Source organism: Candidatus Bathyarchaeia archaeon (assembly GCA_041447175.1).
Lineage (GTDB): Archaea > Thermoproteota > Bathyarchaeia > Bathyarchaeales > Bathycorpusculaceae > JADGNF01.
In genome coordinates, this window is record CP166960.1 from 1776765 (window position 1) to 1789906 (window position 13142).

15 protein-coding genes are annotated in these 13142 nt (G+C 48.9%); 6 read left to right on the top strand and 9 right to left on the bottom strand.

What is annotated here, in order from left to right; genetic code table 11:
* Positions 1 to 116: 116 nt before the first annotated feature.
* Positions 117 to 251: a cupin domain-containing protein gene (locus tag ACBZ72_09215; protein ID XES78673.1), complete on the bottom strand. Its 135-nt coding sequence runs from the start codon at positions 249 to 251 to the stop codon at positions 117 to 119.
* Positions 252 to 265: 14 nt separating this feature from the next.
* On the opposite strand from ACBZ72_09215, the gene ACBZ72_09220 reads away from it, so the two are divergent.
* Positions 266 to 505, top strand: a complete 240-nt coding sequence (locus ACBZ72_09220) for a hypothetical protein (protein XES76351.1) — start codon at positions 266 to 268, stop codon at positions 503 to 505.
* Here ACBZ72_09220 and ilvC read toward each other — a convergent pair.
* Positions 476 to 1531 (bottom strand): ketol-acid reductoisomerase, encoded by a 1056-nt coding sequence (ilvC, locus tag ACBZ72_09225; GenBank protein XES76352.1) that lies wholly within the window; start codon positions 1529 to 1531, stop codon positions 476 to 478. The two genes, ACBZ72_09220 and ilvC, sit on opposite strands and share 30 nt — an antisense overlap.
* A gap of 427 nt (positions 1532 to 1958) precedes the next feature.
* Here ilvC and ACBZ72_09230 point away from each other — a divergent pair, with 427 nt between their 5' ends.
* On the top strand, positions 1959 to 2744 hold the full coding sequence (locus ACBZ72_09230; GenBank protein XES76353.1) for a tryptophan-rich sensory protein: 786 nt from the start codon (positions 1959 to 1961) through the stop codon (positions 2742 to 2744).
* Positions 2745 to 2808: 64 nt separating this feature from the next.
* On the top strand, positions 2809 to 3837 hold the full coding sequence (locus ACBZ72_09235; protein XES76354.1) for a radical SAM protein: 1029 nt from the start codon (positions 2809 to 2811) through the stop codon (positions 3835 to 3837).
* A gap of 7 nt (positions 3838 to 3844) precedes the next feature.
* Here the strand turns inward: ACBZ72_09235 and ACBZ72_09240 are convergent, their stop codons facing one another.
* Positions 3845 to 5191 (bottom strand): hypothetical protein, encoded by a 1347-nt coding sequence (locus ACBZ72_09240; protein ID XES76355.1) that lies wholly within the window; start codon positions 5189 to 5191, stop codon positions 3845 to 3847.
* A 483-nt stretch (positions 5192 to 5674) separates the two neighbouring features.
* On the opposite strand from ACBZ72_09240, the gene ACBZ72_09245 reads away from it, so the two are divergent.
* Complete coding sequence (locus ACBZ72_09245) at positions 5675 to 6487, top strand: biotin/lipoate A/B protein ligase family protein (GenBank protein ID XES76356.1); 813 nt, start codon at positions 5675 to 5677, stop codon at positions 6485 to 6487.
* A gap of 32 nt (positions 6488 to 6519) precedes the next feature.
* Here the strand turns inward: ACBZ72_09245 and ACBZ72_09250 are convergent, their stop codons facing one another.
* From ACBZ72_09250 to ACBZ72_09270, 5 genes are all read right to left on the bottom strand, one after another.
* The gene (locus tag ACBZ72_09250) at positions 6520 to 6702 is read right to left on the bottom strand and encodes a DUF2283 domain-containing protein (GenBank protein XES76357.1); all 183 of its coding nucleotides are present in this window, start codon (positions 6700 to 6702) and stop codon (positions 6520 to 6522) included.
* 96 nt (positions 6703 to 6798) lie between these two features.
* Positions 6799 to 7071 (bottom strand): hypothetical protein, encoded by a 273-nt coding sequence (locus ACBZ72_09255; protein ID XES76358.1) that lies wholly within the window; start codon positions 7069 to 7071, stop codon positions 6799 to 6801.
* 84 nt (positions 7072 to 7155) lie between these two features.
* Entirely contained in the window at positions 7156 to 8577 is a 1422-nt protein-coding gene (gene cysS / locus ACBZ72_09260) for a cysteine--tRNA ligase (GenBank protein XES76359.1), read from the bottom strand.
* Positions 8578 to 8607: 30 nt separating this feature from the next.
* Positions 8608 to 9507: a DMT family transporter gene (locus ACBZ72_09265; protein XES76360.1), complete on the bottom strand. Its 900-nt coding sequence runs from the start codon at positions 9505 to 9507 to the stop codon at positions 8608 to 8610.
* Between the two features lie 409 nt (positions 9508 to 9916).
* Positions 9917 to 10972 carry a fibronectin type III domain-containing protein gene (locus ACBZ72_09270; protein XES76361.1) on the bottom strand — a complete coding sequence of 352 codons (1056 nt, stop codon included), beginning with the start codon at positions 10970 to 10972 and terminating at the stop codon, positions 9917 to 9919.
* Between the two features lie 157 nt (positions 10973 to 11129).
* On the opposite strand from ACBZ72_09270, the gene ACBZ72_09275 reads away from it, so the two are divergent.
* Together ACBZ72_09275 and ACBZ72_09280 are read left to right on the top strand one after the other, a co-directional pair.
* Positions 11130 to 11579, top strand: coding sequence for an ArsR/SmtB family transcription factor (locus ACBZ72_09275; GenBank protein XES76362.1), 450 nt, complete (start codon positions 11130 to 11132; stop codon positions 11577 to 11579).
* Positions 11572 to 12066, top strand: coding sequence for a hypothetical protein (locus ACBZ72_09280; protein ID XES76363.1), 495 nt, complete (start codon positions 11572 to 11574; stop codon positions 12064 to 12066). The genes ACBZ72_09275 and ACBZ72_09280 overlap by 8 nt, the downstream gene beginning before the upstream one ends.
* Before the next feature lie 16 nt (positions 12067 to 12082).
* Here the strand turns inward: ACBZ72_09280 and ACBZ72_09285 are convergent, their stop codons facing one another.
* Entirely contained in the window at positions 12083 to 13051 is a 969-nt protein-coding gene (locus ACBZ72_09285) for a zinc-binding dehydrogenase (GenBank protein XES76364.1), read from the bottom strand.
* Positions 13052 to 13142 lie beyond the last annotated feature (91 nt).

The following is a 13142-nucleotide window of genomic DNA, read 5'->3' on the forward strand; positions in this document are numbered from 1 at the left end:
TCGCATAGCTATAATGGCGATGTGTTCATCTATAAAAACTAATTTGCCTGTTGGGCAGGTTTAGGGTTGCATGTCTTTGATGTGTTGCTCGTATTGGGGTTCCCAAGCGGGGGAAGTTACATAGCCTGCTTAAGCTTGCCTTTATAGTAGAATCGGGTGTTTGGTGGAATAATTAAGGCATCGCCCGATTTAACCTCGTAAGGCATGTCTTTAATGAACCATGTTCCTGCGCCCTCGATGATGTAGAAGATGAAGTAGCTTTGGTATGCAGAAACTCCTCGGCGTGCCCTGTTTCAGTTTCCTGATAGACCACTTCCGCCTGCGGACACATCTCGTTGCTGTTATAATACGCATCTTCACGCCGTACTTCTCGATGGCGAAGGCGTCGTCTTTTCGACAAAACAACCTTTCTCCCTCAAACCTAAAACGCATACAGAAAATAAAAAAGGAAAGGGCGTTTAGCCGCTTAACGGGTTTATTCCTTATTCTGTTTGTGAGGACGTAGTGAACGCACGGTTGCGCCTGCGCGCCAGAGTTCGCTGTTGCCCATGGCTTTGAGTTCGTCAGCAAGTTTCTGTTTGAAGTCGGGTTCTTTGCTGCGTTCCAGCACGATGCTGCTTTCTTCGCCTGCGGCGGTTAACTCGTAGAGGGAGTCAAACACGGGTTTTGTTGCTGAACGAAAGCGTTCTTTCCAGCGGAGTGCGCCGATGCGGGCGGTTTCACTGCAGTTGTTATACATCCAGTCCATTCCGTTTTCGTCGACCAAACGGATGAGACTCTGGGTGAGTTCTTCAACGGTTTCGTTGAAGGCTTCGCTTGGACTGTGACCGTGCTCGCGTAGCGTGGCATACTGGGCTTCGATGATGCCGGCCAATGCGCCCATGAGGGTGCCGCGTTCGCCGGTGAGGTCACTGTAGGTTTCTTTTTCAAAGGTTGTTGGAAACAGGTAGCCGCTGCCAATGGCGATGCCCAGAGCTTTTGTGCGTTCCAGTGCTTTGCCAGTTGCGTCTTGGAATATGGCAAAGCTGCTGTTTATGCCGCTGCCGTCGACAAAGTTGCGTCGCACCGAGGTCCCGGAGCCTTTGGGCGCAACCAGAATAACGTCGACGTTTGGTGGCGGGATGATGCCGGTTTGTTCTTTAAAGACGATGGAGAAGCCGTGAGAGAAGTAAAGCGCGTCGCCATCTTTAAGAGATGCCTTCACTTGGGGCCATTCTTGTTTTTGTCCTGCGTCGGTGAGCAGGAACATTTTGATGGTGCCGCGTTTGGCTGCTTCTTCGGGGGTGAATAGGGTTTCGCCTGGAACCCACCCGTCTTTGACGGCTAGGTCATAAGTTTTGGAGCCTTTTCTTTGGCCGACGATAACTTTGATTCCGTTGTCTCGCATGTTGAGAGATTGTGCGCGGCCTTGGATACCGTATCCGAGGGAGACAACAACCTCGTTTTTCAGGATTTCCTGTGCCTGTTGGACAGTGAATTCGTTTCGGGTGATGACATCTTCTGTGACGCCACCAAAGTCTATCTTAACCATTGGTTGTTCCTCAAAACGGACTAAATGATTAGCAAGGCATAATTAAGACTTGTCCCTTCGGCAAGCAGAATTTAGACGATAGATAAACGGTTGTGCTCAAATTTCGCCCAGTTTGGTGTAAAGCTTTTAAGCGTCATGCATCCACCTATTTATGGTGAATTTGCATGCCTTCACTTGAAAAGAAAAATAAGGCTAAGAAAGCAAAACACGAAGCAAAAACAGGCAAACAGTAACAACGTTTGCTCCTTCCCACGGGATGGCTTCCGCTGCTAACTGCAAACTGTAGGGGTTCGCTTTCAACCCGAGTACCAGTAACCGTTTTTTCGGCTTTTTCTTAGCAAACAAAACAAAGCACGCCATACACTAAGTGAACCGTGTCAATTCTTAAACTTTATAAGCACAAAAAACCCAGTATTTACTGCGGCTTATGTCAACTCAAAAAACCTCTGTCTTTCTGCAGGTTGGAAACATTCTTGCATTCGTCGCCACCTTAATTGTTAACGGGTTAGTAGCCAGCACCACAATTCTGGGCGGAAGAACCACCGCTGAAGTTAGCGACCAATATTTCACCCTAATCACCCCCGCCGGTTACGTCTTCTCCATCTGGAGCATAATCTACATTCTATTGGGGGTCTACGTAGTTTACCAAGCCCTGCCCAGCCAAAAAAACAAGCGATTCCAGACTAAAATTTCAGGGTTATTCATACTCAGCAGTCTCTTTAACATCGGCTGGATTTTCCTGTGGCAATATGACTACATCTCAGTCTCCGTCGTTTTCATGATGGCTTTGCTGGCAAGCATAGTGACGATTTATCTGCGGTTAGGAGTCGGCAAATCAAACGCCCCGCTCAAAGAAAAAGCCGCAGTGCACCTGCCCTTTAGCGTCTACTTCGGCTGGATAACCGTTGCCGCCGCTACAAACGTTGCCACTGCCCTGTCATTTGCGGGGTGGGTACAGTGGACAGCCGCTGACGCCATATGGGCGATTGTGGCTGCCGGGGCGGTTCTTGCCGTCGCTTTGACCGTGATTGTTTCCCGCAGAGACATCGCCTACGGATTGGTCATCGTTTGGGCTTTTGTGGGCATCGCTGTTAATCATGGCGAAGTCCCAAGCGTAGTGTACACGGCTTGGATAGGAGCAGCCGTTGTGGCAGCGGCGGTAGTGGCGGTTTTGATTTTAAAGCTTAAAACAAGGACCCACACAGCCGGCTAAGTTTTGGCGGTTTCGGGCTAAACAAATATCTGCCGCTCATGCTTATACTTCTGCGGGAACAACTTTGGCAAAACCGTCCGTCCCCAAAACAGAGGGATTACCACAACAAATCAGGGTATCCGTCGGCTCAGCCATAGCCATCGGTCTTTTGGAAGGCAAACTGGACGCCCAACCCACAACCGCTTACCTTATGACCTACAAACAAAGCAAATGCACGGCAAACTGCAGCTTCTGCCCCCAAGCCAAAGGCAGCCAAAGCAAAACCGAACTGCTCTCGCGCGTCACATGGCCAGAGTTCTCCACCCAAACAGTCATTTCACACATAAAAAACGCGGTGCAAGCAGGCAAAATCCGCCGCGTCTGCCTCCAAACCCTAAACTACCCTCAAGTTTTTAGTGAAATCTGCCCCTTCATAGCAGCACTAAAACAGCAGGTTGATGTCCCTGTCTCGGTTAGTTGCCAACCGCTTAACAGCGAAAACCTTTGGAGCCTTGTAGCGGCAGGTGCAGACCGAGTGGGAATTGCTTTGGATGCGGCAACAGAGAAGCTGTTTTATGAAATTAAAGGCGCCGCAGCCGGTGGACCCTACAAATGGCAGGACGAGTTTTTGCTGCTGCGAACCGCCATCGGCGTCTTTGGAGAAGGCAACGTCAGCACCCACCTCATCGTGGGCTTAGGAGAAACCGAAAAAGAAGCCGCAAACCTACTGCAAACATGCGTTGACATGGGCGTTTTGCCTGCGGTTTTCGCGTTCACTCCCGTCCGAGGAACCGCCATGGAGAAGAAAAACAAACCTGACCTGCAAACGTACAGACGCATTCAGCTGGCACGTTACCTCATCGTCGAAGGTTTAACGAATTATGGGGATATGACCTTTAGCGCCGAAGGGGAAATTGAAGGCTTTGGTGTGGGAAAGAACATCGTGGCAGAAGTAGTGGAGTCGGGTAAACCGTTTCAAACTTCAGGCTGCCCTGACTGTAATCGTCCCTTCTACAACGAGAAACCCAGCGGACCCATCTACAATTACCCCCAAAACCCCACCTCTCAAGAAACAGCACAAATCAAACAGGAACTCCACAAGTACATTGAATAAAAGGGGATTAGGTTGTGACGGGCGTTAATGATTTGCCTTTGCTTTCCCCAGGCTGAGGCGGCTTAGGCTTTTGCCTTGTCACCTGTTCAACCAGCCGCCAAAATTCAGGCAGCACCAAGCCCTTCTGCAAGTCCCGCAGCAGCTTTTTCACTTGATAAAACGTCATTTGCGCTTCGCCTTTGTCAAGGCTTTCTTGCGGACCTTTTACGTGTCGCAGGATTTCGTCAATTTGCCTTGGAGACGCCCGTACACCTGCCTTTTCCAGTAGTCCCTGTAGGAGCGTCTGCCCGGTGTTTCTGCCTACGAACAAGGCAGTTTCGCGTCCAACAATTTCAGGCGGAAAAGGCTCAAACATGAGGGGGTGAGCTAACATGCCCTCCACGTGTTCGTCAACTTCGTGGGTGAAGGAGTTGTCGCCCACGATTGGTTTGTGGAATTGGATGGGCAACGCGAAGGATTTTTCGGTTAATTGTGCTAAACGGTAAATTCGTTCCAGGTCGATGCCGGTGTCGATGTTGTAGAGCAGTTCGAGGGAGGTGACGACTTCCTCAAACGATGCCAGCCCAGCGCGTTCGCCAAACCCAATAAGAGTGGTGTGCAGGTAGCTTGCGCCTTCTTCTACGGAGGCTAAGGTGTTTGCGGTTGCTAAGCCAAAGTCGTTGTGGCAGTGCACCGAGAGCGGAATGTTCTTTTTGACTTCTTCGGAGAGTCCATCTCTTACGTGGCTCATGAGGTAACGCATTGAGAGAGGTCGGAGAAAGCCTACGGTGTCGGCGATGCCGAGTTTGGAGGCGCCTGCTGCGGCGGTGGCTTCAAAAATGGCTAAAATCTGTTCCAGAGGGGTGCGGCTGCCGTCGGAGAGCACAAAATTTACGGAGACGCCGTGTTTTTTGGCGTACTCGATGCTTTCTACGATGTTTTGGGTGGCTTCTTCTCGGCTCATTTTGAGCCTGTACTGCAGGTTTAAGCCGTTGATGGGGGCTTCGATGTTGATTTCTTTCATGCCTACGTCTATGCATGCGTCGACGTGGGCTTTGGTGGCTGCTGATGAGGCGGTTAAGGTGGAGTTTGTGAAGGATTCGTTCATGAGGCGTTTGACGCTGCGTTTTTCGTCTTCGCTTAAGCCGGGGAACCCGACGTTTATGACTCCCATGCCGGCTTCATCCATCATTTTGGCGAGTTTTAGTTTTTCTACGTAGGTTAGAAAGACCATGGGTGCTTTGAGTCCTTCGCGGAAGGTTTCATCCACCATGTAGACTCTGTCTGGCAGTTTGGGGGGGAGGTTTTTGCGCAGGCGGTTGTAGTTGGCGATTAAGCCTTGAGCCTCGAGCTTTTTGAAGATAGTCTTCCTCATCAGATGCACAGTCCAATCCAAATAAGTCGGAAGTTAGCTATTTGATAGTTCACGGGCACTTATATAAAAATTGCACACCCTAACCAAACACCCAAAAAACTACCAGACCACATCAACACCAAAACTACCACATCTAGCAAACTTGCAACAAATTGCTACAAAATCAGGCTAAGCTGTTCTTTTGCAAGAACAAGGCGTTCCCCACGGAGGGCTAAATAACGTGTCCATAGTTTTACTAAGAGGAACCCCGTGAATATACCTCTTGCACTCACACTAATCCGCATAATCCTAACAACAACATGTACACTCGCGCCCACTCAGAAACTATCTGCAAGCAAACCTGAGGGCAGCCGCCGATGATGTGCTCCTGCTTTTGCACCCGTTATTGGCAAAAAATCTCCCGTCAGTAGCCTGAAGGTTGCCGTTAACGTTTATAGGTGACCAAACTAACCAGAAGGCAACAACTTCAGGTTTGTTTCCGTCATGAACACTTGGCGTATCCTCAAACTCGAAACCCACAACGCAGCCATGAACATGGCCATCGACGAAGCCATCCTGCAAACCCGCGCAGCTGACGCAGTGCCTAACACGCTGCGGTTTTACCGCTGGAATCCCTCCACCGTCTCCATCGGCAGGTTCCAAGACCCCAAAAAAGAGCTCCTGCTGGATAATTGCAAAAAACTCGGCGTGGACGTAATCCGCAGAATCAGCGGCGGCGGCACCGTTTACCACGACGCGGAAGGCGAAGTCACCTACAGCGTAATTGCAAAAACGGAGGATTTGGGAACCCACGACGTAACCCAAGTCTACAGCCGCATCTACGCAGCGATAAGCGAAGCCCTTCGCATGTTGGGAATCGCGTCTGACTACAGTCCGGGCGACGCCAAAAACTGCCCCAACCTCACCGTTAAAGGCAGAAAAATCAGCGGCAGCGCCCAAGCTAACAGAAGCGGCGTTGTTCTGCAGCATGGCACGTTGCTGTTGGAGGTGGATTTACCGCGGATGTTTACGTTGCTGCGGGTTCCGTGGGCAAACAGCTGCATGCAAGTCGTAAACGTTGCGAAGGGCAAAATCACCAGCGTTAAAGAAGAACTCGGACACACCGTGACGCCCGAAACCGCAGTCAACGCCATAGCACACGGGTTTGCCGTGACGCTGAATATGCAGGTTGTGGAGAACGTGCAGTCCATGCCTGATACGTTGACGCAGCATGAAAGGGAGCTAGCAGAGAAACTGTACAAAGAAAGATATGCAACTGACGAATGGAACCTTAACGCCAAAACAACAATGGTCTAATTTAATTGCGAACCAAACACAGAAGAGCAGGTTTAAAGCTGGCTTAAGTCCAGGATTTCTACGGCTGCAACCTTGCCCTGCTTGTCATAGTGTACTATAACTTTTCCGTCTGTTGTTGTTTCGCCCTCAGTGTCTTTAGCAGTTTTGAATCGAATGTACAAGTCCCCGACATCTTCACCATAATCTATGGTTATCACTCTCCGGGGCAGCTTCAAGCCGTATTTTGCTTCAATCTGCTCAAGAACTTTCCTGCCATCTAAGTCTAGGAGGGGTTTAACTTTCTGAATGACTTATACCTTCTTGCTTTTCTCTTAGAACCCGTATAGTATGCCGTTCTTATAGCCTTCACCGTTAACATTGTAAATAACGACAAGAAAATCCGAGATGCCCACTGGTGCATCTTTGGCTATGCATAATAGTGCATGAAATGCACCTGTTGAATCCACATAAACTTCATCAGGAGTCATGACGGCGTCCAAAATTAGCTTTGCAAAGTTCTTCGATTCAGGATGTCTTAAGGCAATATGTTGTAACCGTTCTTCGGTGAGTACGACCTTGGTTCCATCAAAGGCGTAGACGTACATGGGCAAGCCTTGGAAATCAGTTACGGCATTATTAACATATAAACAAATGTTCGGAACTATGCGTTTATGCTAAAAAAAGAAGGGTCAGGTCTTCTCGCGTTTCCATCTTACACCCTGCGCCGTATCCTCAACCACGATGCCCAGGGCTTTGAGTTGGGCGCGGGCTGCGTCGGCGGTTTTCCAGTCTTTGGCTTTGCGGGCTTCTTCGCGTTTGCGGATGAGTTCTTCTGCTTCGGGCGGCAGGGTTTCTTGTGTGGGTTTGGGAATTACGCCCAGAACCTTATCGTAGTCGTCGATTAGTGTGGAGATTTTTTGGGCGTCAGTTTTGCTTAGCTGGTTTGCGTCCAGCAGGTTGTTTATTTCGCGTACAAAGTCAAACAGCGCTGCCAACGCCACGCTTATGTTAAGGTCGTCGTCCATGGCTTGCCCAAAACATGTCTCTAACCGGTCAGTTAACAGGACAAGTTTTTCGGGGTTGCCTGTGCCGTCTGCGTCTTTGAGGCGGCGCTGCAGGTTTGCGAGGCGTTCGATGGCGCCTTTGGCTGCGTCCAACCCGTCGAAAGTGAAGTTGAATTGCTGCCGATAATGCGTACTCAACAGCAGATAACGGATTGCCAACGGGTCCAATCCCTTCGCCAAAAGATCCCGCAACGTGTAGAAGTTGCCTAGGCGTTTGGCCATTTTTTTGCCTTCCGCCAGCAGGTGCTCGTTATGCATCCACACATGCACGAAGGGTTTGCCGGTTGCTGCTTCGGTTTGGGCGATTTCGTTTTCGTGATGCGGAAACATGTTGTCCACTCCGCCGCAGTGGATGTCAAAGGTTTCGCCCAAATACTTGGTGCTCATGGCAGAGCATTCGATGTGCCAGCCGGGTCTGCCCTTGCCCAACTCTGTTTCCCAGTAAACATCGCCGTCTTCTGGCGTGTAGGCTTTCCAGAGGGCAAAGTCTTGGGCTTCTTCTTTGGCGTACTCGTCTTGGTTGACTCTGGCGCCTGCCTTAAGCTCACCAACATGCAAGTGGCTAAGTTTGCCGTATTCGGGGAACTTGCTGATGGCAAAGTAGATGCTGCCGTCTTCGCCTTTGTAGGCAAAGCCTTTCTGGAGGAGGGTTTTGATGATTTGCACCATTTCGGGGATGTGGTCGGTGGCGCGTGGGTAAACGGTTGCAGGCTGGATGTTGAGGGTTTGGATGTCCTCAAAAAAGGCGTCCGCATAGAAGTTTGTGTATTGGCGTAGCGGCTTGCCTTGTTTTTGACTGCCTTTGATGGTTTTGTCATCCACGTCGGTGAGGTTCATCACGTGTGTGACGGAAAAGCCGCGGTGTTGAAGCCACCGTTTGAGCAGGTCTTCGAAGACGAAGGCGCGGAAGTTGCCGATGTGGGCGTAGTCGTAGACGGTGGGTCCGCACGTGTACATTCCCACCTTGCCCTCGTGTATAGGTTTGAGAGGCTCTTTTTGGCGTGTGAGGGTGTTGTAGAGTTTGATGCCGCTGCTGGGTTTGGTCATCAGTTTTCCCATCAGAGTAGTTTTTGGAAGTTATTTAAGGGTTCCATCCTCGGGTTGTTTGCGGGGTTTTTCGCGAGTCAGGCTCAGCGTCGCAACGCCGGCAACGATGAGTGCGCCGCCAATCAGCTGGTTCACGGTTGGCATTAAAGACAAGATGGCAAAGGAGAAAACTGCGGTGAGGAAGGGTTCCATGGTGCGGATGGTTGCAGTTTTAGAGATTTCCCAAACTTCCAGCGCCTTAAAGAACAACACAAAGCTCACGACCATGCCTGTGAGTGCCCCCAAGGTTGCGTAGCCCCAAGTGATGGGTGGAAAGGTTAAGTCGAGTTTTCCAAACGCCAAAGCGTACACGAGTAGAAATAGGAAGATGAAGAAAGAGCGCCCAGCGGCGAGGCTGAAGGGGGGGATGTTTTCGACAAAGAACTTGGAGAACAGGTTTACGGTTGCGAAGAGCACGGCTGCCGCCAGAACCGCAAGGGTGCTGTAGAGTTCGACCTGGGCGTTTCCCCAAGCCAAAAAGAACAAGCCGCCAAGCGCCACCAGCACGCCTAAAACTTCGACCTTGCTCATCCGCTCCGCCAAGAGGGCGACACCGAAGAGTATGCTAAAGACGATGGTGAATTGGATGATAAAGGCGGCGTTTGTAGGTCCCGAGATGAGGATGCCGTAAGCGTACAGCAATGAACCTGCCGCGTCGAAAACTGCGAGCAGGGCGATGGGGCGCCAGTTGCTTTTGATGATGAGTAGATGCCACATTTTTTTGGATGCCACAAAATATGCCAGAAAGAAGATGCTGGCAAGGGCGGGAAAAAGCACGTTCATCGTTTCCAAGTTCGTGTAGTCCAAAACCAGCTTCATGAACACGGGTGTGATACCAAACATGAGGCTGGCTAGGACAGTGAACAGGACACCTTGGCGTTTTGCAACCATGACAAGCATACCTTTGCGGCTGCATTTAACTCTTAAGCCCAACCGCAACAAGCAACTGCCTTTGGCAAACGATTTTGGTTTATAGCCCCCTTTTCTATTGTAGAGCGAACAAGCGAGAAAGCCAGAACACCACGCCTATACGTTTCAGCGCCCTCAAGCAGGGTGGTTGAACAAGGTTTTTGCATTTGCCATGACTACTGCAAGTTTTCTAGTTGCGGGCAGGCTGGTTTGGTTGTGGAAGGTAGACCCTCTATAGGTTTCTGCATCGAATCAATATTTGGAACCTAATAGGCGGCTAATAGGTTCACGCTGCCTCTTGTTGTAGGGTACTTTCTCCGACCAAAACTCCGTTAAAACAGGCGGTTTGAAAACGAAAAATAGAAGGGAAAAGCAGGATTTAAGAATAAATTTACCTTGTTGAACTTGGCTCACGTCTCAATACTAACAGCACTACACCTATGACAGCAATAATTGCAATGACACCTATGACTATGTATATCACTGATGCCCCTTGAACTGCTCCGAACACTGAAGCGGTTACTGTAACTGTCCATGTATTAGATGTTGCTGTTGCAAGTAAAGAATCTTCGGTGTCTTCGACAGTTGCATGTATATTAAATGTTCCAGCTTCGGTTGGATTATATACGAAATTTGCTGAGGTTGCACCAGCCAAGTGATCACCATTTAAATACCATTGGTAGCCGTATGAGTTTGTTCCACCGCTTGCTGAAGCTGTGAATTGAACTTCTTGGTTTACGTCACATGATGTTGTTGAACCGCTAATTTGTAGCTGAAGTGGAGGATTTATAGTTAAAGCTGCAACATTAGATGTTGTAGTGTATTGCCCAGAAGAGCCTACTACAGAATATACTCTGAAATCATATGTTGCTGGGCTTAGACCAGTTACAGTATAAGTATTCTGGGAAGAATCAGTAACTGTTGTTAATGTAGACCATGAACCCCCGTTTGTACTCATTTGTATGACATAGCTTCTAAAAGGCACTAAAGAAGAGTAGCTGTTATAATCACTCCACTGCAGGCTTGCTGTTGTTGATGTTTTGGAAGTAATTGTTATTGCTGGAATCGATGCCGTTACTACTTGTAATGTGTTTGACTGCGCTGTGCTTGAGCTTATTATTTCTGAAGCTGAGTCTTCTACAATAAAATAGTAACTTGTACTTGGACTTAGACTATCAACAGCAAAGTTCGTTGTGCTTTGGTCGGTTATGGTTGCAACGGTATTGAACGGGCCGTTCACCGATGTTGAGTATTTTACGGTATAGCTTTTGAATAGCCAATCATCAGATTTAGTCCATGATAAGGTCACTGTTGTCTCGGTTTGTGCTGGCGAAGACAATTTAGGACTGAATGCACCGTATGCAGGTTTCGTCGCGTAAATCAAGCTTAGAATTAAGAGCAACGTTATAGCGAAAAAAATACAATTTTGTGCTCTCACAGTTTTCATTTCTCCAAATTTTAACCACTAGTTATCTCTTTATGACTCAATGTGCATTTAAGATTTTAGAATTATTTAACATCTCAAGAGAGCCAATCTATTGGGCGTTCTCGATTTTATCGAAGGGTTTATTGTTTGCATTATACATTTTATTAACTGACTTCGTATGGCTGAAAAAACATTATCCATCCTACGAGCCGTGGGAAACCCCAACAAAGCCAAAATAATAGCCCACCTAGCCAAAAACAGGGGCGAAACCGCAGAAGACATAGGCAAACATCTCGGCTACCCGTTGCCAACCGTCTACAAATATTTACGGGAACTTGAAGAGGCACAGATTATCGAAAGCGAAGTTAAAGGCAATACCCGAATTTACTCCGCTGGAGACTTCAAACTTGAGGTGTCACCCAAAACGTTGGCAGAAGCGTTTGCAGAGCAAACTTTTGAAGATGCCTACAAAGGCAAGTTTGGCGGTGAAGGCATAAAAAGACTAAAGGAAGCCATCAAAAAAGTGAAAGCAGGCAAGCTAACGTTCAGGCAGGCAGCATCTACTTTAGGAATTTCCTACTTTGAATTTGTAATGCTCATGGAAGAAAATGGCGCGCTCCATGCCTAAACGCATAGTTATTGACTCCTCAGTTATCATCGCTTTAAACAGTGAAGGAAAGTTAGAGAGTCAGTTGGGTCAGTGGGTAAAAGAAGGGTACGAATCGGTTATTCCAAGAGCTGTAGCAGAAGAAGTTATTGATGAACCGTTACGTTGGGCTAAAAAAATCAGAGGAAAAATACCAGCCATAGCAGAGAAGATAGACGCATCAGTTAACAAAATAGAAAACGCCATTGAACACGGGTTGATAAAACAGGAAAAGGTCAACTACAGAAAATACTCCAAGGTAATGGATAACGTTAGACGACATCTAAGTTCATTTGAAGCCAAGCCCGAACACGCAATAAAAAAGGGTGACCCCGAATTGATTGCATTAGTCATTCAACTGTTCGAGGAAAAACAAGAAAAAGTATTTGCTTCCACTTTTGATAAGGGCTTACTGAAGGCGCTTAAACCATTTAGCGACAAAGTTGAATATGAAGTTATGAAAATCTAACGCGGCGCAACATCGTTTAGCACGTGAGCAGAACTTTGATTGGGTTTTGTGTGTGGTCGTTTGCGGTCGCTATTGCCTTCTCGAAGTCCTCCAGCTTAAACTTATGTGTTACGAGACTTGCCAAGTCCACTTTTTTGTGGGCAACCAGATTCACTGCTGTGGGGTACTCGGTTGCGGAGATGTAGGTTGAGAAGAAGCATGCTTCGTCTGCGTCGCCTAAGTTGAGGTAGCCTTCAAACTCGCCCACCAACGCTACCCGCCCCGCTTTGCGTACAAGGAAAGGCGTTTGCTCCACTGTTTTTTGGGTGCCCGCCGATTCCACAACCACATCCGAGCCGCGCTCTGTAATCTGTTTAACCCGCGCAACAACGTTCTCTTCTGCGGCGTTTATGGTGTAGTCGGCGCCCAGCTTCTTGGAAAGCTCTAAACGGTAGGCTTCTTTGTCTACGGCTATGGTGCGGCATCCTTTAAGCTTGGCAACCTGCATCATAAGCAAGCCGATGGGTCCCTGCCCGATGATGGTAGCGAAGTCGTCAGCGTCCGGCTTTAGCATGTTGAGCGTGTGCAAGGCAAGCGCAACGGGCTCCATCATGGCGGCTTCATCGTCGCTGACGCTGTCAGGCAGCGGAATCAGGTTGCGTTCCCGAATGGCTACGGTTTCGGCGAAGAATCCGCCTTTGGTTAACCCAAAATACAAAACCCGCTCACACAGCGACGGCTGCCCCCGCATGCAGTAGAAGCATTTACCGCAGTTAGTCACTGGCGAGAGGACCACGCGCTCCCCCGTGTCGTCTCGGATGCCCCACGCGTCGTGCCCGATGATGCGTCCGCGTTTGATTTTCCAGTCGCCGCGGTACAGGTGCAGGTCGGTTCCGCAGATGCTGCCTGCCCTAAAGTGGACTAGAACTTTTTTGCGCTTCACTTGCGGCTCAGGGACCTGTTCAACTTTGATGTTTTTGGGACCATGATAAACAACGGCTTTCAAAACAACCACCAGTTAACCTTTCGCCGCGGAAACTATTAAACTTGCCCAGCCAGCAGCCAGCAAGTGTAGGCGGAGTGCAGCAACATAGCCT